General features: G+C 31.9%; 19 protein-coding genes and 3 pseudogenes. 19 read left to right on the forward strand and 3 right to left on the reverse strand.

What is annotated here, in order from left to right:
- Positions 1 to 47: 47 nt before the first annotated feature.
- From M9426_RS06030 to M9426_RS06065, 8 genes are all read left to right on the forward strand, one after another.
- On the forward strand, positions 48 to 476 hold the full coding sequence (locus M9426_RS06030) for a hypothetical protein (protein WP_250341635.1): 429 nt from the start codon (positions 48 to 50) through the stop codon (positions 474 to 476).
- Complete coding sequence (locus M9426_RS06035; protein ID WP_250341636.1) at positions 463 to 1,233, forward strand: alpha/beta fold hydrolase; 771 nt, start codon at positions 463 to 465, stop codon at positions 1,231 to 1,233. The genes M9426_RS06030 and M9426_RS06035 overlap by 14 nt, the downstream gene beginning before the upstream one ends.
- A gap of 9 nt (positions 1,234 to 1,242) precedes the next feature.
- Positions 1,243 to 2,796 carry a UDP-N-acetylmuramoyl-tripeptide--D-alanyl-D-alanine ligase gene (locus M9426_RS06040; RefSeq protein WP_250341637.1) on the forward strand — a complete coding sequence of 518 codons (1,554 nt, stop codon included), beginning with the start codon at positions 1,243 to 1,245 and terminating at the stop codon, positions 2,794 to 2,796.
- Positions 2,797 to 2,800: 4 nt separating this feature from the next.
- Positions 2,801 to 3,973, forward strand: coding sequence for a D-alanine--D-alanine ligase family protein (locus M9426_RS06045; protein WP_060799590.1), 1,173 nt, complete (start codon positions 2,801 to 2,803; stop codon positions 3,971 to 3,973).
- Positions 3,973 to 6,075, forward strand: a complete 2,103-nt coding sequence (rnr, locus tag M9426_RS06050) for a ribonuclease R (protein WP_250341638.1) — start codon at positions 3,973 to 3,975, stop codon at positions 6,073 to 6,075. The genes M9426_RS06045 and rnr overlap by 1 nt, the downstream gene beginning before the upstream one ends.
- Positions 6,068 to 6,523 (forward strand): SsrA-binding protein SmpB, encoded by a 456-nt coding sequence (gene smpB / locus M9426_RS06055; protein ID WP_250341639.1) that lies wholly within the window; start codon positions 6,068 to 6,070, stop codon positions 6,521 to 6,523. The genes rnr and smpB overlap by 8 nt, the downstream gene beginning before the upstream one ends.
- A gap of 164 nt (positions 6,524 to 6,687) precedes the next feature.
- Positions 6,688 to 7,389, forward strand: coding sequence for an ABC transporter ATP-binding protein (locus M9426_RS06060; RefSeq protein WP_005957422.1), 702 nt, complete (start codon positions 6,688 to 6,690; stop codon positions 7,387 to 7,389).
- 7 nt (positions 7,390 to 7,396) lie between these two features.
- Positions 7,397 to 11,398 (forward strand): FtsX-like permease family protein, encoded by a 4,002-nt coding sequence (locus M9426_RS06065; protein ID WP_250341640.1) that lies wholly within the window; start codon positions 7,397 to 7,399, stop codon positions 11,396 to 11,398.
- A gap of 3 nt (positions 11,399 to 11,401) precedes the next feature.
- On the opposite strand, the pseudogene M9426_RS09350 reads toward M9426_RS06065, so the two are convergent.
- Together M9426_RS09350 and M9426_RS06070 are read right to left on the reverse strand one after the other, a co-directional pair.
- Positions 11,402 to 11,737, reverse strand: a pseudogene (locus M9426_RS09350) (transposase); the annotation flags it as partial.
- A gap of 54 nt (positions 11,738 to 11,791) precedes the next feature.
- Positions 11,792 to 12,340 (reverse strand): annotated as a pseudogene (locus tag M9426_RS06070) (transposase); the annotation flags it as partial.
- A gap of 388 nt (positions 12,341 to 12,728) precedes the next feature.
- On the opposite strand from M9426_RS06070, the gene M9426_RS06075 reads away from it, so the two are divergent.
- The 3 genes from M9426_RS06075 to M9426_RS06085 all read left to right on the forward strand — a co-directional run bounded on the left by M9426_RS06075 (position 12,729) and on the right by M9426_RS06085 (position 15,356).
- Positions 12,729 to 14,276, forward strand: coding sequence for a sensor histidine kinase (locus M9426_RS06075; RefSeq protein WP_250341641.1), 1,548 nt, complete (start codon positions 12,729 to 12,731; stop codon positions 14,274 to 14,276).
- The gene (locus tag M9426_RS06080) at positions 14,248 to 14,853 is read left to right on the forward strand and encodes a response regulator transcription factor (protein ID WP_250341642.1); all 606 of its coding nucleotides are present in this window, start codon (positions 14,248 to 14,250) and stop codon (positions 14,851 to 14,853) included. Before M9426_RS06075 ends, M9426_RS06080 begins: the two co-directional genes overlap by 29 nt.
- Before the next feature lie 131 nt (positions 14,854 to 14,984).
- Entirely contained in the window at positions 14,985 to 15,356 is a 372-nt protein-coding gene (locus tag M9426_RS06085; protein WP_250341643.1) for a hypothetical protein, read from the forward strand.
- An 18-nt stretch (positions 15,357 to 15,374) separates the two neighbouring features.
- Here the strand turns inward: M9426_RS06085 and M9426_RS06090 are convergent.
- A pseudogene (locus M9426_RS06090) lies at positions 15,375 to 15,702 on the reverse strand (relaxase); the annotation flags it as partial.
- A 331-nt stretch (positions 15,703 to 16,033) separates the two neighbouring features.
- Between M9426_RS06090 and M9426_RS06095 the strand changes: the two are divergent.
- From M9426_RS06095 to M9426_RS06130, 8 genes are all read left to right on the forward strand, one after another.
- A complete protein-coding gene (locus tag M9426_RS06095) occupies positions 16,034 to 16,933 on the forward strand; it encodes an ABC transporter ATP-binding protein (protein WP_250341644.1) in 900 nt (299 codons plus the stop codon).
- Positions 16,930 to 17,772, forward strand: coding sequence for an ABC transporter permease (locus tag M9426_RS06100; protein WP_250341645.1), 843 nt, complete (start codon positions 16,930 to 16,932; stop codon positions 17,770 to 17,772). Before M9426_RS06095 ends, M9426_RS06100 begins: the two co-directional genes overlap by 4 nt.
- Positions 17,773 to 18,200: 428 nt before the next feature.
- On the forward strand, positions 18,201 to 18,401 hold the full coding sequence (locus M9426_RS06105; RefSeq protein WP_250341646.1) for a helix-turn-helix domain-containing protein: 201 nt from the start codon (positions 18,201 to 18,203) through the stop codon (positions 18,399 to 18,401).
- Between the two features lie 156 nt (positions 18,402 to 18,557).
- Complete coding sequence (locus tag M9426_RS06110; RefSeq protein ID WP_250341647.1) at positions 18,558 to 21,074, forward strand: Spaf_1101 family AAA-like ATPase; 2,517 nt, start codon at positions 18,558 to 18,560, stop codon at positions 21,072 to 21,074.
- 73 nt (positions 21,075 to 21,147) lie between these two features.
- Complete coding sequence (locus tag M9426_RS06115; protein ID WP_250341648.1) at positions 21,148 to 21,801, forward strand: response regulator transcription factor; 654 nt, start codon at positions 21,148 to 21,150, stop codon at positions 21,799 to 21,801.
- Entirely contained in the window at positions 21,789 to 22,661 is an 873-nt protein-coding gene (locus M9426_RS06120; RefSeq protein WP_250341649.1) for a sensor histidine kinase, read from the forward strand. Before M9426_RS06115 ends, M9426_RS06120 begins: the two co-directional genes overlap by 13 nt.
- 88 nt (positions 22,662 to 22,749) lie before the next feature.
- Positions 22,750 to 23,427 (forward strand): ABC transporter ATP-binding protein, encoded by a 678-nt coding sequence (locus M9426_RS06125; RefSeq protein ID WP_250341650.1) that lies wholly within the window; start codon positions 22,750 to 22,752, stop codon positions 23,425 to 23,427.
- Entirely contained in the window at positions 23,390 to 25,891 is a 2,502-nt protein-coding gene (locus tag M9426_RS06130) for an ABC transporter permease (RefSeq protein WP_345779811.1), read from the forward strand. Before M9426_RS06125 ends, M9426_RS06130 begins: the two co-directional genes overlap by 38 nt.
- Positions 25,892 to 26,003: the final 112 nt, after the last annotated feature.

The raw sequence follows: 26,003 nt of genomic DNA on the forward strand, positions 1-26,003 counted from the left end.
AAAGATATGAGATTTTTGGTATAATAACATAGATTCGAGGTGATATTGTGGGATTTTTTGACAGTCTTGATGGCAATTTAGATGACCTAGTTGGTAATTTAAATTATCTAAAGAAGAAACTTGTGACTGAGTCGCAAGAAATTAAAAAGGCAGCAAGGTTGAGATACGAACTTTTAAATGAAGAGAGAAAGCTAAGTGAGGTCTTTGAAAAGCTTGGCAAGCACCAATACCATGCCCTTAAGGGTGAGGTATCTAATCTCGATGTAAGTGAAACCTTGCAAGAAATAGAGAGGTTAGAGTCAAGAATTTCTTCACTAAAGATGGGCCTTGACTTAAGTGAAAAGACATCTGGCATAAGTTTTACAGAAGAAAATTCTAGCCAAGATGCCTATGAGTCCTCTTCAATTTTTGTAAGAGATGAAGAAGACCAGGGCTCAATAATTTTTATAGAAGAAGATGAAGATGAAAATAGATAAAGAATTTGTTGAAATAGACGGTATAAAAACTGCATATATTAAGAGGGAGGGTGGCGAGAAAGTCCTTGTCATTCTCCACGGTTGGGGTGCATATATTGAATCAATTATGCCGATTTTTAATGCCATCCCAGAGGGCTACACAGTTTATGCCTATGATGCGCCAGGCTTTGGCGACAGCGAAAACCCAAAAGAAGTTATGGGGACCTATGACTACTATGAATTTCTCTTAAAGTTTTTGGACCACTTTAATATTAAGAAGGCGACTTTTGTTGGTCACTCCTTTGGTGGCAAGACCCTTACGATTTTGGGGTCAAGAAATAAAGACAGGGTTGAAAAGCTTATAATAATTGATGCTTCAGGAGTCCTTCCCAAGAGAAAGCTGTCCTATTATGGCAAGGTATATTCCTTTAAGGCAGCAAAAAAATTCTATATGCTTACTCATGGCAATAATGAAGAGGCCATGGCAAAGTTTTATAAAAAACATGGGTCTGATGACTACCAAGCAGCAGATGGAATTATGCGAAAGTGCTTTGTAAAGGTGGTAAATGAGTCCACAAGAGATGAATTCAAAAACATAGATGCAGAAACACTCCTTATTTGGGGAGATAAGGATGAGGCAACTCCTCTTTATATGGGTAAGATTTTTGAAGAAGAGATAAAAAACTCTGGGCTAGTTGTCCTAGAGGGAGCTGGACACTATTCCTACCTTGACAAGTTTGGTCAGTTTAATGCAGTTATTAATTCGTTTTTAGGTTAGGAGATTTTCATGGAATATTTTTTACAGAGACTGCCAATTTGCTTAATAGATTTTGTAATCATATGCCTGGCACTTTATTATTCCCTAATTAGGAGTAACTTTCCCATTCACATGCTCCAATTAGAGGGCTATGACAATGATGAATACAAGACATTTTTAAAGAACAACAAGGAAAAGATGAACAAGTTAGTCTATAAGCTAGAGACAAATCAAAAGACTCCTATAGTTTGGACTGACAGGGCAAAGAGACTTTTAAAGAAGCACAAGCTTGTAAATTTTATTGCCTTTGTCCTTATAGTTGTCTTTTCATTGGGAATTTTTGATGGGTCAGGATCCTATGTCATTTCAATTTTAGCTACACTAATCCTGTCATTTTTAATTTACTTTTACCAATACAGGCTGCTAATCTTGACAAACAAGTGGGCAAAACCTACTGAAGACAAGATAAACATGGGCTTTTACAAGTCAGCTCAGGCAAAAATAAAAAAATACAAGGAAGAAGAAGGCTTAAAGGTCCTTGGAATCACTGGATCCTTTGGAAAGACTTCAGTTAAATTTATATCAGACACAATTCTATCTGAAGGTCTAAGGGTTAAAAACACACCATCATCCTTTAACACTCCTATGGGGCTTTCAAAGATCATCAACAACGAACTAGAAAGGGACAGGGAAGTTTTCATAGCAGAGTTGGGAGCAAAAGTTCCTGGAGAAATCCACGAAGTTGCAGAGCTTGTCCAACCAGATATCGGGATAATAACTGCTATTGGGCCAACTCATATGCATCTTTTTAAGACAATTGAAAATATACAAAAGACAAAGTACGAGTTAATTGAAGACCTACCAGAAGATGGGATTGCAATCTTTAACTACGACAATGACTATGTTAAACCTCTTGCAGACAAGACTAAGAAAAAGACTTACAGGTATGGAACTAAGGACTTTGACAAGCTAGATGTCTACGCTGACGAAATAAAAGTCAATGAGACTGGGTCAGAATTTGTCCTCCACATCAAGGGAGGAGGAGAAATCAAGTGCTCTACAAGACTTCTTGGAGTTCACAACATTTCAAATCTTCTTGCAGCGGCGACTGCTGCTCATGTCTTGGGACTTAGCCTAGAAGAAATCCAAAGGGGGATTTCCAAGGTTGAGCCAGTGGAACACAGACTTTCACTTATTCCATCATCAAACAATACCATAGTTATTGACGATGCCTTTAACTCAAACCCAGTGGGCTTTAGGGCTGCTCTTGATGTTCTAAGAGAATTTAAAGACCACAGGAAGATAATAATAACGCCAGGCATGGTTGAGCTTGGAGATATGGAAGAAGAAGAAAACAGAAAAATAGGTCAAGTTATGGCAGATGTCCTTGATTTTGCAATTTTAGTTGGCAAAAAGAGAACTCTTCCAATCTATGAAGGCCTTAAGGATAAAAATTTTGATGAAGAAAAAATTTATAGGGTTTCTTCACTAGACGAGGCAACTAAGGTTCTCGCAAAGATTTCAATGGCGGGAGATGTCGTTCTCTTTGAAAATGACCTTCCTGACAATTACAATGAGGAGTGAAAAAATGGAAAATATAGGTGTAATCTTCGGGGGAAGATCCGTTGAACACGAGGTTTCTGTTATTACAGGAATGCAAATTATTGAAAACATGGATAAGTCTAAGTACAATCCAATTCCAATTTATATTACAAAAGATGGCAAGTTTTTGTCAGGAGAAAGCTTAAAGAACTTCAAGGCCTACAAGGATCAAGACTTCCACGATGGAGTAGAAGTTTTCTTCAAGCCAGAATATGGCAACAAAAACTTATACTATGTAAAGCACAATCCAAAGAAACTTTTTAAGGCAGAATATGATTCAATAGAAGTTTACCAAAAAATTGATGCAATATTCTTTGCCCTTCATGGAACCTTTGGAGAAGATGGATGTACCCAAGGACTTTTTGAACTTATGGGCATGCCTTACACTGGCTGCGGAGTTATGTCTGCTGCTGTTGGCATGGACAAGGTAATCATGAGAAAGGTCTTTGAATCAGAAGACATCCCAATGACAAAGTACAAGTACTTCTACAGGGAAGAACTTAAGAACCTAAAGGGTCTTATAGAAAAGTGCAAGGACTTAAACTTCCCACTTTTTGTTAAGCCAGCTAACCTTGGGTCATCAATAGGGATTTCAAGAGTAGAAAATGCCCTTGATCTTTCAAAGGCTCTTGAAGTTGCAGCCCACTACGACAGAAAAATTATTGTAGAAGAAGCTGTTGTAAATCCAAGAGAAATTAACGTGGCAGTCCTTGGTTACGAAAATGACCTAAGGGTTTCTGCAGCAGAAGAACCTCTTGGCTTTAAGGACCTATTAAAGTATGAAGACAAGTATGTTTCTGGATCTAAGGGAGCTAAGTCATCTCAAAAGCACCAAAACAAAAAACTTCCAGCAGAACTTAAGCCAGAACTTGAAAAAGAAATTAAAGAACTTGCAAAAAAAGCCTTCTCAGCAATTGATGGTGCAGGTGTGGCAAGGATTGACTTCCTTGTTGATGGCGACAAGGCTTATGTAAATGAAATCAATACCCTTCCAGGTTCCATTGCCTTTTACCTTTATGAAGTTGATGGACTTATGATTAAAGATTTAATCACAAGACTAATTGAACTTGGCAAGGAAAGACATAGTGAGAGAGCTGCAAATAACTATTCAATTGATTCAAATTTATTTAATATGACAAGTTATGGAGCAAAGATTTAATGATTAAAGAAAAGATTTTAGAACTCATTAAGAATTCGAAGCCAAGGACAAAAGATGATCTTGCTAGATTATTTAAAATTAAGAGCAAGGAGAAAAAAGAATTTAATAGGATTCTTGAGGAACTTGAAAAAGAGGGCTTAATTTTCATGGACCACAGGAAGAAGTACAGACTCGTGGACAATGACAAATTCTTTTTTGGAAAACTTCAAACAAATGCCAAGGGTTTTGGATTTTTAATAAGCGAAAATCTTGACGAGGATATTTATATATCAAGAAACAACCTTAAGGATGCTTTAAATGGCGACGAAGTCATTGTAAGAAGATATAGGGACTCCTTTGGCGACAAGCCAGAGGGCAAGGTCCTATCAATTGTGAGAAGGGTTAACAGCAAATTCGTTGGAGTCTTTCAAAACAAAAAGGACTTTGGCTTCGTTGTATCTGATGAGAGCAAGATGGCCATGGATATTTACGTTCCTAAGAAGAAATTCAAGGGAGCAAAAAATGGTCAAAAGGTTGTTGTAAAAATAGAAAAATGGCCAGAGGCAAACAAAAAACCTGAAGGAAGAATAGTAGAAGTCTTGGGCTACCCAGAAGACCCTGACGTTGATATTCTTTCTGTAGCTGCAGGCCTAGACCTTCCCATGGAATTTTCTAAAGCTGCCCTATCTGAAGCCAAGTCTCTTCCGCAAGAAGTTAGCCAAGATGACCTAAAGGGCAGGAGAGACTTAAGAGATCTTATGACTTTTACAATTGATGGAGCAGACTCCAAGGATTTTGACGATGCAGTTTCTCTTGAAGTTGCAAAAAATGGCAACTACCTCTTAGGAGTTCACATTGCAGATGTTGCCCACTATGTTGAAGAGTACTCTGCCATAGATGAAGAGGCATTCAAGAGGGGGAACTCAGTTTACCTTTTAAACAAGGTTATACCAATGTTGCCCTTTGAACTTTCCAATGGAATTTGTTCCCTTAACGAGGGTGTAGACAGGTTGACCCTATCTGTCCTTGCAGAAATTGACAAGAAGGGCGAAGTAGTAAAATATGAAATCCTTGAGTCTGTGATTAATTCTAAGAGAAGATTAGTTTATGAAAATGTGTCAGACTACTTAGAAAAAAATATTACACACGACTCCCTAAAGGGGCTTGAGAAAACCCTAGACAAGATGTATGAACTTGCAAAAATTTTGGAAGACAAGAGGGAAAAGGGTGGCGCCATAGACTTTGACATACCAGAAGTTATCATTGAAGTTGACGAGAGAGGTTGGCCACAAAATATCCACAAGAGGGACAGGAGATCTGCCAATAAGCTCATAGAAGACTTCATGTTAATGGCAAATGTCTGCGTGGCAAAGGAATATTATTTTAAGAAAATTCCTTTTTTATACAGGATTCACGAGAGACCAAAGGATGAAAAAATTTCAGAGCTCAACTCTTACTTGAGACCACTTGGCTACATGATTAACTTTGATGAAAAAGTTGAGCCAAGAGATGTGCAGAAGGTCCTTGAGAAGGCAAAGGGGACTAAGGAAGAAATGTTTATCTCAACTATGACCCTAAGGTCCATGGCAAAGGCAAGATATTCTGAAGTAAACGACATCCACTTTGGCTTGGCCTTTGACCACTACTCCCATTTCACTTCGCCAATAAGAAGGTATGCGGACCTCACAATCCACAGAATTATAAAAAAGAAGATCCAAGGCAAATTATCTAAGGGAGATCTTACAAACTTAAAGGCAATCTTGCCAGACATAGCAGAGCAAGTTTCTAAGACAGAAAAAGTTGCCCAAGATGCTGAAAGGCAAGTTGAAGACATCAAGATGGCTGAATACATGTCTGAGAGAATTGGAGAAGTCTACAAGGGCAGGATTTCATCTATCACAAACTTTGGAATGTTTGTTGAACTAGACAACCTAATCGAAGGACTTGTGGGCTACAGGACCATGGATGGCTACTACGAATTTGACCAAGACAACTATAGGGCAATTGACTACAGGACTAAAAAAGAATTTCACATTGGCGACGATGTTACTATAAAAGTTGTAAATGTTGATCTCAACATGGGCAACATTGATTTTAAAATGGTAGGTGATGAAGATGAGTAAGGAAAAAAACGATGCAATAGCAAACAATAAAAAAGCCAGCCATCTTTATTTTATCGAGGACACTTATGAAGCAGGGATTGAACTTGTTGGGACTGAGGTCAAGTCCATAAGGGCAGGCCACGTCAACATCAAGGATGCCTACTGCGACATCAACAAGGGAGAAATTTTTGTATCAGGCATGCACATTTCGCCCTATGAGCAGGGAAACATTTATAATGTTGACCCCATGAGGAAGAGAAAACTCCTCATGCACAAGGCAGAAATCCTTCGCCTTGAAAAAGTTAAAACTCAAGAGGGCTACACAATTATTCCCCTAAAGGTTTATCTAAAGAGGGGGAGAGTCAAAGTCCTAATTGCCAAGGCAAAGGGTAAGAAGCTTTGGGACAAGAGAGAGACAATGAAGAAGAGAGAAGTAGACAAGAGACTTCGCCGAGCAACAATGTATTAATTTTTAATAACTTGCGATTGGATAAAAATTAATTGCGAGGAACTTCATTAAATTTAAAAAACAAAAAATTGAAAACAAATCATTAATTAACGCTCACTTGTGGGCGTTTTTTATTTTTAATTATCTTATTAGCTTTTAATGATATAATAAGCCCAGGTGATATTATGGCTTTTATCGAAGTTAAGGACCTCTCAAAAGTTTACACAATTGGGGAAAGGTCTGTCATGGCAAATGATAAATTAAATTTTGAAATAGAAAAAAATGAGTTTGCAATTATTCTTGGTGCATCAGGGGCCGGCAAGTCAACTTTTCTAAATATCTTAGGAGGTCTCGACACGACCTCTTCTGGTGACCTCTTAGTTGATGGGAAAAATATTGCAAAGTATAGTGAAAGAGAACTGACAACTTATAGGCGTTACGACATGGGCTTCGTCTTTCAATTTTACAATTTGATTCCAAACTTGACTGCTCTTGAAAATGTTGAGCTTGCCAGTCAAATTGTAAAGCATGCCAAGGACCCAGTTGAAGTTTTAAGGTCTGTGGGTCTAGGAGATAGGATGGATAACTTTCCATCACAATTATCTGGTGGAGAGCAACAAAGGGTTTCAATAGCTCGTGCTATTGCAAAAAATCCAAAACTTTTATTGTGTGATGAGCCAACAGGTGCTCTTGACTATAAGACAGGTAAACAAATTTTAAAACTATTGCAAGATCTTACGAGGACAACAGACACCACTGTGGTCCTCATAACTCATAACTCTGCAATTAAAAATTCTGCAGACAGGCTAATTGAAATTTCTGATGCCAAGGTTAAGGATGTTTTTGTAAACGACAATCCAAGGGATATTATGGATATAGAATGGTAGGTGGAGGGTGAAAGCTCGCGACAAGGATAATCTCAGGGAGATAAAAAATTCTCTTCCAAGATTTATCTCAATAATGATAATTGTCTTTCTCGGAGTCTTTGTCTTAATTGGACTTATTTCCACAGGCAAGATTATGAGAAATACAATTGATGATAAAATTGAAAAATTAAATCAAGAGGACATAAAAATTTCCGTTCCCATTGGACTTGAAGCTAAGGACCGACAAATTATTGAGGATCAAGAGGACATCAAGGAGCTGGAGTATGGCTACGACAAGGATGTCTTTCTTGCAGGAGACCCAACTGTTATAAAAGTTTTAAACATGCCCTATGAAATTTCTAAACCAGAAATAATTGAGGGAAGAGAGCTTAGGGGTCCCGATGAAATTATTTTGGACGCCAGGATGAAAAAGGCTGGTAGCAAAATTGGGGACACAATAAGATTTAAGGAAGACAACGACGATGATGAGGACAATGACCTAAAGAGGCTTTCCTTTAAGGTTGTTGGCTTTGCAAATTCTCTGGACTTTCTTCAAGAAAATAACGCAGCCCACTCTGAAAGAGGATACGGACAAATTTCTTACTTTGCCTATATTGACGATGGAAACTTTTCTGGCGACCCAACTCTTGCCAAGATAAAATTCTTGGGGACTGAAGGCTTAAAGACTTCAGACAAGGAATATGTTGACTACATGGACAAGAAGAAGAGGGCCCTTAAAATTGACTTGAAGTCTAGGCCAAAGGAAAGACTTGCCTCCATTCAGGGAGAAATTTCTGACAAGATCACTGATGCAGAGGACAAGATTAGTGATGCCGAAACAAAATTATCTGATGCAAGGGACAAGCTAGTTAAGGGTCGAGAAGACCTTAACAAGGGTAAGTCCGACTACAAGAAGGGCCTGGATAAGTACAATAGTGAGAAGGACAAGGCAGAGTCAGAAATTTCCAAAAACAGAAATAAACTTTACAAGGCATCTGTGGAAATAGATGATGGCGAGAGAAAGTTAATCGATGGATACGAAAAATTATCTGATGGTAAGAAGAAACTTGACCATGCCAAGTCTGAATTAAATTCTGGAAGAAAGAAGTTGACAGAGGGCAAGGAAAAGTACCAAAAGGGACTTGGAGAAGTTGAAGCCTCAGAAAAAGCCCTAAGGCAAGGAGAAGACCAGCTAGTTGACGGGAGAAAAAAACTTGATGATGGCTGGGCCAAGATTGAAGAATCAAGAAAAAAACTTGCTGAGGGCATGAGAAAGTATGAAGAGGGAGAAAGGGACTACCAAGCTGGTATGACTCAACTTGAGGCAGGAAAAAGCAAATTGGTTTCCCAGATGGGGGCTTCTTCCTATGAAGATGCTGTGGAAAAAATCTACGCCATAGACAAGGCCTTGGAAACAGGTGAAGACCTTCTTAAAAAGCTTCCGACTATAGAAGGTGAAATTTCAAAAACTTCTTCCCAAATAAGCCAAGTGGATAGGGGTCTTTCACAAATTGATGGTCAGCTTTCTGCTTTGAAAAATTCTCTAAATAATCCAGACCTTACTGGTGAAGAAAGAAAAAATATAGAGGGACAAATTGCTGGACTTGAAGGGAAAAAATCAGAACTGGAAAAAAACAAGGCTGACTTAAATAGAAAGTTAGACTTTTTAAAGACATCTAAAGAAGAAATCGATAAGGCTCTGGAAGAAATCAAGAAGGAAGTCCCAGGTGGAATCACTGGTAACTTGTCTGACTTAAAGGCAAAGTTAAAAGAAGGGAAGACTGGAATCCTAGCCATCCAAGAAAATGAAAAGAAACTTGCAGCAGGCAGGGCCACTCTTGATGCCAGCAAGAAGCAAATTGAAGATGGAAAGAGGCAACTTGAAGAAGGAATTGCTGAGGCAGAAAAGGGAGAAGCTGACTATGCCAAGAGCAAGGATGAAATCGAGAAGAACAAGAGAAAACTTCAAGAAGCCAGAGAAGAATTAGCAAAAGCAAAAAATAAAATCAATGAATCTGAAGAAAAATTAAATAAGGGGACTGCTGACTACGAGTCTGGCAAAAAAGAATACGAAGGAAAGTATGATGACTACGTGGAAGGCAGGGAAAAACTTTCAAGGGCCAAGGAAAAATACTTATTAGGGAGAAATGAACTAGATAGGGGCCAAGAAAGACTTGATAAGGAATTAAAAACTGGCAAGAGCAAGTTAAATGATGCCAAGTCAAAACTCTACAAGGCAGAAAAAGATTTGAATAAGGGCGAAAATGAATACAAAGATAAGTCCCAAGAAGCTGAAGAAAAAATTGCTGATGCAAGAGAAAAGATTGCTGATGGGAGAAGGTACCTCAGCCTAGTCAAGCAACCTCGTTACACAATCACACCAAGGCACCTAGAAACAGGCATCAACACCTATCTTGATTACGCAAAGAGAGTTGACGGCCTTTCACTTATCTTCCCAATATTTTTCTTTGCCATTGCCCTCCTAGTTTGTTTCACAACAATGACTAGGATGGTGGATGAAAATAGGCTTGTAATTGGGGCCTATAAGGCTTTGGGCTACACCAATAGAGAAATCGGCAAGAAGTTCTTCCTCTATGGGACACTAGCATCCTTAATTGGTGGGACCTTGGGAGCAATTACTGGGTCTTACCTCTTGACCTATATAATCGGAAACGCCTACTCAACAAAGACGATTTTTGAAAATAAACTATTAATAAATATCTTCCCACTAAGAGCTATTTTCGCCATTGCCATTGGATTTTTATTTACCAGCGTGGCTGCCATGATAACAGTTAATAAAAACTTGGAAGAAAAAACAGCCAGCCTCTTGAGGGCAAAGGCACCAGCCAAGGGTAACAGAATTCTCTTGGAAAAAATTCCCTTTATATGGAACAGGATGAGTTTCCTATCAAAGGTAACAGCAAGGAACCTATTCTTGTCAAAGAAGAGGATGTTTATGACTCTTGTTGGGGTTATGGGTTGTGCAGCCCTCTTAGTCCTTGGATTTGGAATTGCTGAATCGGTAAAGGACGTTGAGACCCTACAATTTAAAAACATTTTGAAGTACGACATATCTGTCCTTTATGACAGGGACCTTGACCAAGATTCCTTTGAAGAATATAAGAAGTCTTTGGCAGAAAAAAATTTAGATTACACAGAAACTTACGAAGAATTTTTCACTGTAGACTACGATGAAATTGATCAATCGGTAAATGTAATAGTCCCAAGTGACAAGGAAGACTTCAAAAATTACGTGTCCCTCTTTGACAAGGACACAAAGGAAGAATTAGAACTTCCAAAGAGGGGTGTCATAATAACAGAAAAGTTGTCCAAACTTAAAAAGTTAAAAGTTGGCGACCCACTAGAGATGAGAGACGTCTATGGAAATGAATTCGAAGTAGAAGTCGCTGGCATCAGCGAATTTTATATAGGTCATAACGTCTACATGGATAGGGACTACTTTGAAAAGGTAACAGGATCAAAGTTTAAGGCCAACACCGACCTCATAAAAGTTCCTAAAGACTTTGACAAGGATGCCTTTATAAAATCCACAATAGAAAAGAAGTCCGTCTTTAATATTGGAAATGTTGACGACATGAAGGACATCTTAAATCAATTTTTGTATTCAATAACTAAGGTTGAGATAATAATTCTAATAGTGACAACAATTTTGGAAGTTGTAGTCCTCTACAACCTCACAAACATAAACATCGAAGAGAGAATAAGAGAAGTCTCAACAATAAAAGTCCTTGGCTTCTATCCAAGAGAGACAACCTCATACATTTACAAGGAAACCTACATCTTGGCAATAATTGGAATAATCATAGGACTCTTCGTGGGAAAAATCCTCCACTACTCAGTCCTTCAAATAGTAGTTCCTTTTATGGCCATGCTGCCAGAAGACTTGAGTCCAAGACCCTTCATCTTGGCAGGAATAATAACAGCCCTTGTGAATACGCTAATAATGATAATCTTCCACTACAGGATAAAGAAGATAAACGCTTTAGACGCATTGAAGTCAAACGAATAAAATTTATGATTTAAGATTTGAGATTTGAAAATAAAATCTGATAAACAAAAAGCAAGTGTAAAATAGCACTTGCCAGATTGTAGACAAACCCAGGAATATTTCCTGGGTTTGTTGCATTTTTAATATATTCATTAAAAAAATTCTTAATTTATTCAACATTAAATCCTTATTAGGATCCAATTTATATAGTAATATTGCTAATTTTTTCATATTTATGTATGCAAATGTAAGTGCAGCTTTCATTTCCATCTTTGCTAGTCCAATCATATTTGTGTATCTAAATCCATGGAATTCTTTTGCACTTCCAAATTGCCTTTCTAAAGTTTCTTTTCTTCTTTTATATTCTTCTTTTCATTTTTTGGTGTATCTGTACCCCTCTGTTTCGTATAAGCATTCCTGTTCTATTTCTTTGTCTAATTCTTCTTGGTATGCCTTTGTTACTTTCTTGATTTCTTCTTTTTTGTTTTTATGTCTATTGGCATGGGCTTTTACATGTGTTGAGTCTACGAATTGTATTTTCTCATCTACAAATCCTTTGTTCATTGCTTGGCTTAATATGTTTTGAAATATTTCTTCAAATATATTTGTGTCTTTAAATCTTCTTCTGTAGTTTTGACTAAAGGTTGTGAAATGTGGAACTTTATCGTAAAAGTCTAGTCCTAAAAACCATCTATATGCTATGTTTACTTCTATTTCTTTTATTGTTTGTCTCATACTTTTTATGTTGAATAGGTACTCTATGAACAGTATTTTTATTAATACTACTGGATCGATACTTGGTCTTCCATTGTCTAGTGAGTATTTATCTTCTACTAATTCATAGATGAAGTCAAAGTCTATGTATTTGTCTATTTTTCTCAATATGTGATTTTTTGGTACAAATTGTTCTACTGATATGATCTGTACTTGATCTGTTTTTCTTTTATTGTTTTTTGATAGCATGTTACACCTACTTTCTTAGTTAATTTTTACCTTTTTTCTGTAAATTCAGATGATTTCATAAAAAAATCAGGCTTTTTTGCCTGCTTTGTCATCAGTCTTCGGACTGCCTTTATTTTTTTGCTATATTTTAATAGACTGTATAATGATGTTATATCATTATCATAGATATTAATACACAAAAGTTAGCTGAAATTAAATCTTAATATGTCTACAATATTATTGAAAACTGAAGTTAAAATACAAAAATAAAAAAATTACAATATATTATAATTTATAATTAGTAATAGAATTTAATGTATAATTTTAGCGGATAGTCTTTATCTAATTAAGAAAATCACATTCCATATAATAAATAGTATCGGAATTTAAATTTTAAAAGGAGGTCAGGATGAGAAAACAAAATTTCATTTTAATTACTCATATTTTATTGCAATTTATTTTGTTTATGCCTATAGCACCATTTATAAAATATCAGCAGACATTAGATATGGGGATTTTAATAGTATTTTTACTGAGTATAATAAATTTTATAGCTTATATTGTATGTGTGTTAAATTCTGAAAAAAATTATATAGTGATTCATAGCTTAATAGTTGAGTTATTTATAATTTTCACTTTTTTAGAAGACTTAATATTAAGAGAATTGTTAATAGGAAAATATATCGAATTATTAATCTATAGTTTAATAATTTTTGCAACTTTTAATCTAACAAGACCATCAAATAAAATTAAATATATTCTGTCAATTACTATATTAGGATTGTTTATGTCAATCATTTTGATGAAATTGAATGTATCTTTATCATCTTTACTATTTAATTGGGTGGTTATTATTCTAATGTTGACTCCAAGCATCTTATTTATATTGGATAGACAAATTCGAAAATATGAAAGTAGTTTAGTTATAGCATTACAAATTTTATATATTACAAGTTTTATCATATATAAAAAGTATGAAAACATAGGTCTAGTGTCTATCAGCGAGTATCAATTATTTACATGCATCTTCATTGAATCGGTACTGCTATATAGGATGAGTAAGACAAAAATCAAAAGTGGTTTAGTATTTTTCTCCCGTTCTCTGAAAAAAATATTTCCTGAATTTATTCTGTTATTTATTATGTTGTATTTAACCTCCTTATCTTTTTCAGGAGTGATATTATTTTCTTTAAGCTTCTTCATGATTTTAGTAGAATTTAGATTATTTGAAAAACATAAAAAATCCAACATGATAACTTTTGAGGAAATGCTGGATACCTATTATCTTGAAAAACATAGAAATTTAGAAATTGAAAAATTAAATACTCTAAGGATCCAGACATTTTTACATGACGACATTCTACAGATTATCATAGCAATACGAAGGTGGATAGAGGATAATCTTTCAGGATCTGGCAAAAAATACATTATAGAAAATCTGGATAAGTTAAACGATTTGATTCGTCATGAAATAAATGCCTTTAATCCAATGCTCAATGATTATAACTCTCTTTATGACGCCTACAACAGGCTTATAGTAGATTTAGAAAGCATGTATTTAAACAATGAAATGCTGATAGAATTTGAATGTGATAGAAATATAGACTTGCCCAGTCCCTATGCTGAGTTGATTTACAAATGTATCAATGAATTATTAATAAATGCACTAAAACATTCAAAAGGTTATAGTACGGACATTATTCTTAAAACGGTAAAGGATAAAATTCATCTTACCATAAAAAATTATGGGGATTATTTAGACCATGAAGAAAAAATAGTAGAGGGAAATATAGGCTTAAATATATTAAGATTCAACTTAAAAGAATATGGTGGAAAATTTGATTTTGATTTTTCTAAGAATCAAAAGGAATTAGATGAATCATTTGTGGAATTTAAAATGGAAGTTCCAGTAGATAGGAGGGTTGTCAATGAAAATCTTATTAATAGAAGATCATAAAATGGTCGCAACTTCTTTAAAAATGAGCTTAGAGACGGACGAATCTATTTCTGTAGATATAGTAAATAATGTTACAGACCTTAGTATTAATGAATCCGTACTTTACTATGATTTGTTACTTATAGATATTAATTTGACCGGAATAGAAGGAACGATAAATGGTTTAGATGTTGCTGAAGAACTGATTAATAAGTACAAAGAGCTAAAAATAGTAATTTTAACAGCCTATAAATTAGACTTTTATATTAAAAGAGCAAAAAGAATTGGATGTAAAGGATTTATTTCAAAAGAAGAAGAGACAGCTAAACTAATAGAGGATATAAAGTCTATCGCCCTGAAAGGCAAAGCAATCTTTCCGGAAGAAAATCACATGTTAGAGCCATTGACAAAAAGTGAAATTCAGATAGTTAAACTATATTCAAAGGGGCTATCAAGGAAAGAGTTAGCTAAAGAACTAAAAACAAATGTAAGAAGTCTGGCAGTATCCTTATCACGAATATATCAAAAGTTAGGCGTTAGAAATTACCAAGAAATGATAGATAAAGTGCGTGAATTAGGATATGTTGATTCATTTTGATAGATGAGCATTAGAATTTTATAATTCTAGTGCTTTTTTTATTCACAAAAGTTAGCTGAAATAGGAATTGAAAATATATAAAATTGAAGAAGAAGTATAAAGTTAATAATATTTAAAGGAGATAATTAAAGATGACTAAAAAAAATGTGTTTTCTATTATGATTGTATGTGTATTGATTTTTGGTGTTATTTTTATATTTATTAATAAAAAAGCACATGAAAATAATAATCCAGCAAATGTTGAACAATATTTTTCTGAGATTAATATTCCAAATCTTAAATATTCAAATGATAAATTAACATATAATGGCAATCTAGTAAAAGGTTTTTTTGATCCTATAGAAGTTGCAAAAAAGAATGGTAGATATGTTGGTTTTGTTTATTCAAATAATGATTATGGTGATGGAATACTTTTGATTGTCCGTAGAGATGAAAAAAATAAAATTATAGGGGTTGAGGAAATTACTCAAGAACGTTTAACTAAAGAAGTATTGGGAAATTAAAAACTTAATAATTGTTATTTATGGTGCTGAATCTATCCCATAATATTTTTTATAATTTTTCTCATACTGAACAAGATAAGAAAATTGTTTTTTATTCAAAGAATACTCTTGCATAAGGGTATTCTTTTTTTCTTTCAATTTATCGAGTTTGGTTAATATTTCTTTTGTGGTGGGTAGTTTTTTATAGTTTTCTAAGATCTCTTTAGCAGCTATTTTGTAGACGGAAAGTTCACTATAATACTCTTCTTCAAATTGTTTATCTTCAAGATTTTTCTTGTGGTATTTATAAATCTCATGATATTTATTTATAATTTTTACATTTTTTCATATCTTGTGATAGATTTTTCTATTTCGGTTTATACATCAAAAGAAGAAGAAAAACATCAGGCTAACTAAGATAAAGACATGCTTGACATGAGATTGAAGTAAAGAGCAATTTCTAAAATAAAAGGGAAAATTTAAAATAGTATTATAGTAATATTTTTTTATGAACAAGGAATTCAAAGAATAAGTGATGGAGTATTTTCAATGACTAAAAATTATATAGCAAAGATATAAATAATATTCACAAAAGTTAGCTGAAACATCTTATAAAAGATCTTATAATTATGTTAAAAGTAGGATATATAATATCATTATTTAGAATTCCTCATAAAATTATAGAAAGGAATAATCAAATGAGCGAATCTATATTAGAAACTAAAAATTTAGTAAAAAATTTCGGAAATTTTACAGCAATAGATAATGTTAATTTAAAAGTAAAAAAACAATCTATTTATGGTTTAATAGGAGATAATGGAGCTGGAAAATCAACTATTATGAGGATGATATCTGGATTATCTAATAAGAGTAGTGGGAATATAGAGCTATTTGGTAAAAATGTTAAAAAAAATTCTAGTTATTTTAGTAAAGTAGGCAATTTAATAGAAACACCAGCATTATATATGCAACTAACAGCTTATGACAATTTGAAATTAAAATGCTTATCTTATGATATAGAAAATGAAATGTATATAAAAGAAATACTTAAAATAGTTGGGTTGGAAAATTGCTATAATAAACAAGTTAAGAGTTTTTCCTTAGGAATGAAACAAAGACTTGGTATTGCAATGGCTCTTATAGGATCTCCTGAAATTATTATTTTAGACGAGCCAATTAATGGACTTGATCCTCAAGGAATAGTCGATATTAGAAATATGTTAAAAGAAATTAATAAAAAATACGGCATTACCATAATTATATCAAGCCATATATTAGAAGAGTTATCTAAAATCGCAACAGATTTTGGAGTAATTTCAAAAGGGAAGTTACTAGCTGAGTTTACAATAGAAGATTTGCATAAAAGATGTAGATTAAGAATAGAGATAATAACCAGCAAAACGAATGAAGTATCAAAAATTTTAAATAAACATGGATATGAAAATGAGATTATAAATAGTAAAAAAGTTATATTAAACGATTACTTTGATAAAATGAGTCTAATAAACTCTTTGTTAGTAAATTGTGGTATAGAAATAAGTTCAATTTCTGTAAAAGAAATGAGCTTTGAAGATTATTATATGGAGATATTAAGATGAGTAGAGCAATAAAATTAGAGTTATATAGACTACGAAGAAACAAATATCCATGGATAATTTTAATTCTTAGTAGCCTTATGATAATTGGATCTGTATATATGACAAAAGTTGATTATCATTACTATATTAATGATAAAGCAGCACTAGAAAACTTGAAAATAAATTTCACACAGATAAATTGGGGGATTTATGTTGGAAGTGTGATTCCAGATTGGTTAGATTTAGGCTATATACCTATAACTGAATTATTTATGAGAAATATTCAAAGTAAAATTTTATTGATGTTTCAAACAGTTTTTATTGTGATGTATATAGGAGATGAAATTAAATCTAGTTTTCTAAAAAATATTAATCAAGTTTTTCAAAAAAAAATAGAGCTAACTTTAGGAAAAGTAGCAATAATATGTGTATACACATTAGCTATATTTATTACTAGTTTTATTATTATGTCATTATCATTTTACTTTATGGAAGGATATTTGAAATTCACAGAAATAGGAATATTCATAAAATATATACTCACAGAATACTTATTATATATAACCTATAGTATTATAATAATGTTTTTAGCGTATTTGATAAGAAATTCTGCCGTTACACTTATTATTGGTCTCCTTGAGTCAGCTGGAATATTACAAATAATTGATACAATATTCCATCAAATATCTGGAAATTTATCATTTTCAATTATGAATTATCTTATATCAGGAAACATAGTATTATTATCAATTGATAGCAGTGATTCTATTTATTTAAGAGTGACATTATTATCGATTATTTATTTGATTATTATGATAATATTGAATATCATGATTCTTAGCAAAAGAGATATTTATTAAAATAATTACTATTTTGGAAAATAAATTAGCTTATGAAACTAGGTATACTTTGATAAAGGAGATTTTGTTAAAATATTTGGTCAAGTAAAAACAAGAATTGATAACAACGGAAAGGAACATAAGAGTGTCCGTATTCTGTCTTCTAAGCTCTTAAAAGCAAAAGAACAAGTAAAAGGAGTCAAGATAAAGATAAAAAGTCCATATTAGGACAAATAAAAAGCTTTAAACAGATGATAGAATTAAATCTAACAAGAAAGACCATAGCAAAGGTGCAGAGAGGTAAATATCGGTAGTCTTCGGACTGCCTTTATTTTTTCGCTCAATTTAACGCGGTAAATCATATAATTGAAAGGAATCTGTGTTATATGTTATAACTAGGTAGTTAATCTATACCTTTAGAAAGGTAAAATATAGAATTGGAGAATGATATGAAATTTTCATATAATAAATTATGGAAGTTATTAATAGATAAAAATATGAAAAAAACAGACTTGCAATGTGCAATAGCAACAACACCCAAGACAATAGCAAAAATGGGAAGAGATGAAAATGTAAGTTTGGAAACATTAGGAAAGATTTGTGAGTTTTTTCAATGTGATATTGGTGATATTATTGAATATAAAAAATAGAGTTGAGGTAAATGGTAAATAAGATTCTTAATTATATTTGTTATTTTCATCAACGGTACTTGGAAGATCTATTGATTTTAAAATGGTGGCGGAAGATCAGAGAGATTATTCTATATAAGAATTATTGTTAAGCCTTAGGGATTGTTAAGGAGGAGTATGGCTGAAGATACAAGAACTTATAGTGAAGTTATAAAAGCATATAAGCATATAAAAAACACTAGAGATAATTTTGGATTTCCTAGGAAGTCGATATTTCATATTCACACACCAGCTTCTCATGATTATAAATTAATGGAGAATTTAGGCACGAATGGATATAAAAAAATAAGTGAAAAAGAATTAGAAGATATAATTTATGAAAGAAGTATTATTCCTCTCATAAATGGGAAAAGAGATGTAAAGTTTGGTGGAGATTTTGACATTTTTGAAAGTAAAAAAGAAATATATGCTTTTTTATTGTTAGCTAATGAATTACTAATAAATCAATATGAGATAGCTGTTGTTACAGATCATAATACATTTGAGGGAATAGACAAATTAAAAATATGTATACATCATCTAAAAAAGTTAAAAGCTAAATATAATGTTGAAACAATATTATTTCGAGGAATAGAAATATCATGTGCTGACAAGCTTCATGTAGTAGCAATATTAGATGACGATAAGAATAATGAAGAGGAAGTAATTAAGTGGCTAGATGAAAAATTGATTTCTGAAAAAGACGGTGTGTATGTTACTAGTTTAGAAGTTATGGATTTTTTTTCGAGTTTAGGAGCGATAACTTATATAGCTCATATATACTCATCAAATATAAATAAAGATAAGTTTTTAAGCGGGGCGTATAAAAAGAAATTATTTTCCAGTGAAAACACTAGAATTGTTGGTTTAAAAAACAAGAATCAAATCAAAGGTGCAAAAAATTTCATGAAAAATTATAGAGAGGATGTAAATTTTTTAATTGACAATGACTCACATTCAATTGATACATTAGCAAATAATTTTTTTTGGATTAAAGGAAGTGATATTAACTTTCAAATGTTAAAAGAAGCTTTAATTGATTTTGATATTTCTGTAAGTTATGAGAACATGAATAAAAATAAAGTTTATATAGAAGGCTTATATGTAATGTTTGAAGAATCTGGTTTTCTATCTAATAAAAAGAAAGATGGAGATTTTACTGTAAAATTTTCAGATTCTTTAAATTGCTTGATAGGGGGAAGAGGAACTGGCAAGAGTACTGTTCTTGAAACAATTGATTTTGTAATGACACAAAGTGTTCATGATGAGAATCTTTTAGATTTTATTTGTAAGCATGGGAATGTATATTTATTATTTCAATGTGATAGAGATGAGTATATTGTTGAGTTTACAAGTCCTTATAAAGAAGATAATGATAATATTTTAAGCCGATTTGAAGAGGAACGACCTTATCAATATGGAAGAAGATATTATTTTAATAGAGACAGAATTAAAAAATATATGCTTAAAAAGTATTTGAACGTATATAAGATAACTTGTAGTAATGTTAAAGAGATGGATATTAGCAATATCGAAAAAGTACGTAATAAAACAAAAGTCCTATCAGAACTTTATGATAATAGGTATTCTGTTAATGATCTTGTTAGATATGCAAGTGGAGATGAAATTAACAGGTTTATTTATGATTTGATGTTTAAAAATAAAGAGTTAGAACCATTTGAAAATAAAATAAAAATTAAAGCTAAATCAGGTTTATCTAAATTTCTAAGAGATATAGAAAGTATTTTAAAAAATAGAAGAGAAGATGTAAAAAAGGTACTAGATCCTTTTAATGAAACTCAAAAAGGAACATTAAAAATCGATTATATTCAAAAGGATTTAGTGCTTGAGTACCCCATAGAAGAAATTTATAAAAGTAAATTTTCAAGTATTATTAATAGATATAATATTAAGAGAGAAAATTTAGAGGGGTTTATATTTTATATAATAGATAAAAAAGGATTGATTAATTTTTTGAAATCATCAATAAATAAAGATTCTTCTTGGATAAATCCTAAAGAGTTTTTAGAATTTACAGAAGAAAGTAGTTTTAAAGTAATAGATTCCAATAAAACAATTATTAATGCTGATATTGCTAAGACATTAACATCGGATTTATTAATATATGCAACTGACGATAAAAATATAGATACATGGATTGGATATTTTAAAAACTACTTTAGAAAACTTGAAGAATACACTATCCTATTTAATATTAATAGTAGGGAAGACAATAAAAATCTTCAAGAGATTTATAAAGATATAAAAAACTTATCATTAGGTCAAAAAGTCGTAGCAATGTTAGACTTTATATTAGGATATGGGAAATATAACGATGATTTCAGACCGATTGTTATTGACCAACCAGAGGATAATTTGGATAGTAGATATATTTATAAAAATCTTGTTCAGCAGCTAAGGAAAACTAAAAATGATAGACAAGTTATAATTGCAACTCATAGTGCAACAATTGTAACTAATGCAATGTCAGATTGTGTGTTAGTAATGGATTCTGATGGAGTACATGGATGGGTGAAAAATCAAGGCTATCCTGGTGAAGTAGCTATAAAAAAAGAAATAATAAATCACATGGAAGGTGGAATAGACTCATTTAAACATAAAATTTTAATCTATAAGGAAGCTTTGGAAAAATAAAGTTAAGAAGATTTTTAACATAAATAAGAATATTGTAATGTATCTAAAGCTTTATACAAGGGAGAGCATTTCATTGAAAAAGATATTAATAATTGAAGATGATAAAAATTTAAATAAGGGGCTTTCTATAGCTTTAAATAAAGACTATGAAGTTTTTTCCGTAAGCACAATTATTGAAGCTAAAAATTTTATTGATGATGCGGATTTGATTTTACTCGATATGAATTTGCCAGATGGAGATGGACTTGAAATAATAAAATTAACGAGACAAACTTCGTCAATTCCTATTATAGTTTTATCAGCGATTGATTTAGAATCATATATAATTTCAGCCATAAATTTAGGGGCAGATGACTATCTAACAAAACCTTTTTCTTTAGGGATCTTAGAAGCAAAGATAAAAAGAGCTTTTGAAAAAATAGTTTCTAGTGATTTGAATCCTTATAAGAAAGATGGTCTAGACTTTAATTTCAATGAAAATATTTTTTATGTAGATAATAAAAATATAGATCTCACAAGGACAGAGACAAAAATTGTGTACTACCTAATAACAAACAAGTCTCAAGTTATTACTAAGGAATTACTTTTTGATTTTGTTTGGGGAATAGATGATGAATTTATTGATCAAAATACACTTAGCGTCAACATTTCTAGAATAAGAAATAAATTAAAACCCTATGACCCAATAGAAACAGTCTTTGGAGTTGGATATAAATGGAAATTTTAATAGGTCTTCTAGTAATTGTAATCGGAATTATTTTATATAAATATATTGTCTTGAGAAGTGAAATGAGTGAACTCTCAGCTTATATTGATAAAGCTTTGGATGGAAATTTAGAAATTACAGAATTTGATGAAAAGGAATTATCTAAAATAAAATCAAAACTCATTAAGTTTTTGTATGCCAGTCAAGTAAAAGAAGCGAAAATAAATACAGAAAAAAGTAAAACAAAAGATTTAATAGCAGATATATCACACCAAACCAAGACACCCATTACCAACCTTTCTTTATACATTAGTCTTTTAGAAGATGATCCGAAAGATGAGTATCTTGAAATTATAAAGTATGAGCTTAATAAACTAGAATTTTTAATTCAAAACCTAGTAAAATCTTCTAGGCTAGAATCCGATATTATTTCATTACAAAAACATCAAGCAAATTTAAAAGACATAGTAGAAGATGTTTTGAGAGAATTTAAAGTAATATTAGATGAAAAATGTATAAGAATAAATTTAAAAGGCGAAGACTTAATTTTCAATTTGGACGAAAGATGGCTTAAAGAAGCTATTCACAATCTAGTAGATAATGCTATAAAATACTCGCCAAATGGTTATACAATTAATATTTCAATCTATAAATCTTACCTAAACTATAATTTAGACATAGAAAATGAGTGCAAAGATTTATCAGAAGAAACTTTGCCAAAGATATTTGAAAGATTTTATAGAGGAAAAAATTCCGTTTCAAAGGATGGTTTGGGTTTAGGTCTTTTTATAGCCAGAGAAATTATAGAAAAGCATGGCGGAAATATAAGAGCGTCTTTGGATAATAACAGAATAAAATTTTCAGTAGACTTCCCCTTGTGAGAAGTCTTTTTTCTTACAAAACTGTAAGAAGTCTTGTAAGTACTTTGTAAGATATGAATGTTATATTAAATGTAAAGAGGTGATAGAAATGTTAAAAGTAGAAAATTTAAAAAGATATTATAAATCAAATGACGTGGAAGTAAGAGCTCTTGATGGAGTATCTTTCGATGTGGAAAAAGGAGAATTTATTTCTATAATTGGAGCGTCAGGATCCGGTAAATCAACCCTATTACATTTATTAGGAGGACTTGATTATCCTACAAGCGGAAAAGTTTTAATTGATGATACCGACATTTATGGATTAAAAGATGATGAGAGAACTATTTTTAGAAGAAGAAATATTGGTTTTGTCTTTCAAGCATATAATCTCTTGCCCATGCTAAATGTATATGAGAATATAATTATTCCCTTTGGTCTTGATGGGGACAAAGTAGATAAGAAATATGTTGATTCCGTAATAGACATTCTAGAAATAAGTGATCAAAAATATAAAATGCCTAATGAATTATCTGGTGGACAGCAACAAAGAGTTGCCATAGCAAGAGCCTTGGTTACCAAACCATCTTTAATTCTAGCTGACGAACCTACAGGAAATTTGGATTCAAAATCATCTTCTCAAGTTGTTTACTTACTAAAAAAAATTAATAAAGAGCTTGGAAACACTATTCTTATGATTACTCACGATGATGCCGTCGCTCAAGCTGCAGAAAAAACTCTAAGGATAGAAGATGGAAAGCTGGTGGGAAAAAATGAAAGTCAAAAATAAAGCTTATATAAGGAGGCTTGCAAAAAACATTTTAAATGCTAATAAAAGCAGGAGAAATATACTTTTATTAGCAATTGCTTTGACTTCTATACTATTTACGAGTCTGTTTTCCGTAGCCTTAGGTTTAGGAAAAAGCATGGAAACCCAAACGATGAAAACTGTTGGAACAATCAGCCATGGTTCTTTTAAAGATATTTGTGATGAAGATGTAGAAACATTAACCCATGATAAGGATATAAAGGATTTTTCAGTTAGAGAGAAAGTTGGGATTCTTGATGATGAAAAAGTTATGGCAGAACTATCCTACATGGATAAGAAAGGATTTGAATGGTCTCTAATAGAAAAAGTTAAGGGGGAGTTTCCAGAAAAAGATAACCAAGTATTTATAGATATAGCTACTGCAAAAAAGTTAGGTTATAAGGGTGAAATCGGAGAAGAGATAGAAGTTCCTTTTAAAATAGAAAAACCTTACACGGGAGAGATTATCGAAAAGAAAAGTGATAAATTTATTATATCTGGAACCTTTCAAAATCCTATTGACTCAAATGTTGGTGTAGGACAAATCTATTTATCAAAAGCTTATGTAGATAAATTATCCCTTCCAGAAAATAATAATGACGTGGAAGTAATGCTAAAGAATTCTTTTATGATAAGGAATAAGCTTTTAAAAATTGCAGAGAGAAATGGTTATAAAGTGGTAGATGACCCTGGAAATCTATCCGACAAAGAAATAAGAATTGGTGTTAACTTTGCTTATATTTTTTCTGGTGATTCTAGTTTTGATTTTAAAACATTTTTACCTTTCTTAGCTTTTTTAATTTTAGTAATGGTTGCAGGATACTTAATAATAAACAATATTTTCAAAATATCAGTAAATGAAGATATTAAACTTCTGGGACTTTTAAAAACAATTGGAATGACAAAGCCACAAATCAAAAAACTCGTTCATCTAGAGTCTTTAGCAGTGGCACTTCCTTCAATAATAGTTGGAGATATAGTAGGGATTTCTATTGGAAAAGTTATTTTAAATAAAATATTTGCAAATAATGAGATACTAACGGATGTAAAATTATCTCTAGCGGTAATAATCATAATTATCTTATTTTCGACAGCCTTTACTTTGCTTACAGTATTTCTATCAGTTATGAGACCTGCAAGGTATGCAGCAAAAGTTTCTCCAATAGATGCCAGCAAATACAACGATACCATGATAAAAAATAAATATAAAAGCGCGAATATTTCTTTAGGTAAACTTGCTAGAAGACAAGTATTTTCCAATAAATTTAGATTTATATCCATAGTTCTATCTATTAGCCTTTCTGCTGTTATTTTAAATAGTGTATTAACTTATACTGGCAATATTGATTTAGAAAAAGGAGTATCTGATGTAATTGCAACGGACTATAATATAGCAAGCCCAAAATATTTTAGGTATATGTACTCGGGAAGTGAGGACGGTATCAAGGATAATTTCATTGATGAAATAGAAAATCAAAAGGGATTTAAAGGTGGTGGCGCCTTATATTCCTATGGTTATGAGTACGATTATCCAGATATTAAAATAGAAGATCATAAAGTCGCTCCAATCTTATTAGGAATAGATGACTATCTAATAAACAAACAAAAATTTATAGATGGAGTGTTTGATAAAGAAAAATGGCAAACAGGAAATTATATTATAATTGGAGAATTTGGTAATAAAAAATCTGCATTTAAATCTGGCGATAAAATAAATATTAAAGTTAATAATAAGGTCAAAGAAGTCCAAGTGATGGGCAAGGTTGAATATAATTTTTCCAATGGACTTAGATATTTCCCTGTAATTAAGGAAGATATAAACGACGAATCTAGTCCTACTTTAGGTTTGGAATATATTTATATGAAGCCGAATGAGTATAAAGAGCTCACAGGAGATAAAAGTATAATGTCCTATGGCTTTGATGTGGAGGATAGTGAAAAAGAAAATTTTGATAAGTTATTAAAAACTTTTGAAAATGAACCAGACTTTTCCTATGACTCAAGAGATCTTCAAATAAAGTCTTTTAAAGATTTCAAAAATCTTATAGAATTTGTGGGTTATAGTTTATCTATAGTATTGTTTTTAATTTCTGTACTGAATTTTATAAATGTTATTGCTACTGAAATTTTGAGAAATATGGTGAACTTATCAATTCTTGAAGCAATTGGAATGACAAAGAAAAATATTAAAAAATATTTGGTGAAAAAGAATTTGATTTATTCTTTATGTGGCTTAGTATTTTCTTTCATCATCATGCTTCTTGTAGATAAATACATCTTGATAGGTTTTATGGAACAAGCTAAGTGGACTTCCTATAAATTTGCAATCATGCCACTTATACTTGTCAACTTTGTAAATATAATCATTGGGATAATATTTACAGGTAGATTCTATGAAAAGCATAGCAATAACAGTCTTGTAGATAGAATAAGAAGTTTAGAATAAATATGTTTTAAGTTGCTATAAATAAAAAAAGGATGTGAGAATTTAAACTCACATCCTTTTATCGTGCCGCCCAAAGACTTTCTAATTCAGTTTTTCTAAAATCCCTAATTCA

It is taken from the genome of Peptoniphilus genitalis, from assembly GCF_023614525.1.
GTDB classification, from domain to species: Bacteria; Bacillota; Clostridia; order Tissierellales; family Peptoniphilaceae; genus Peptoniphilus_A; species Peptoniphilus_A genitalis.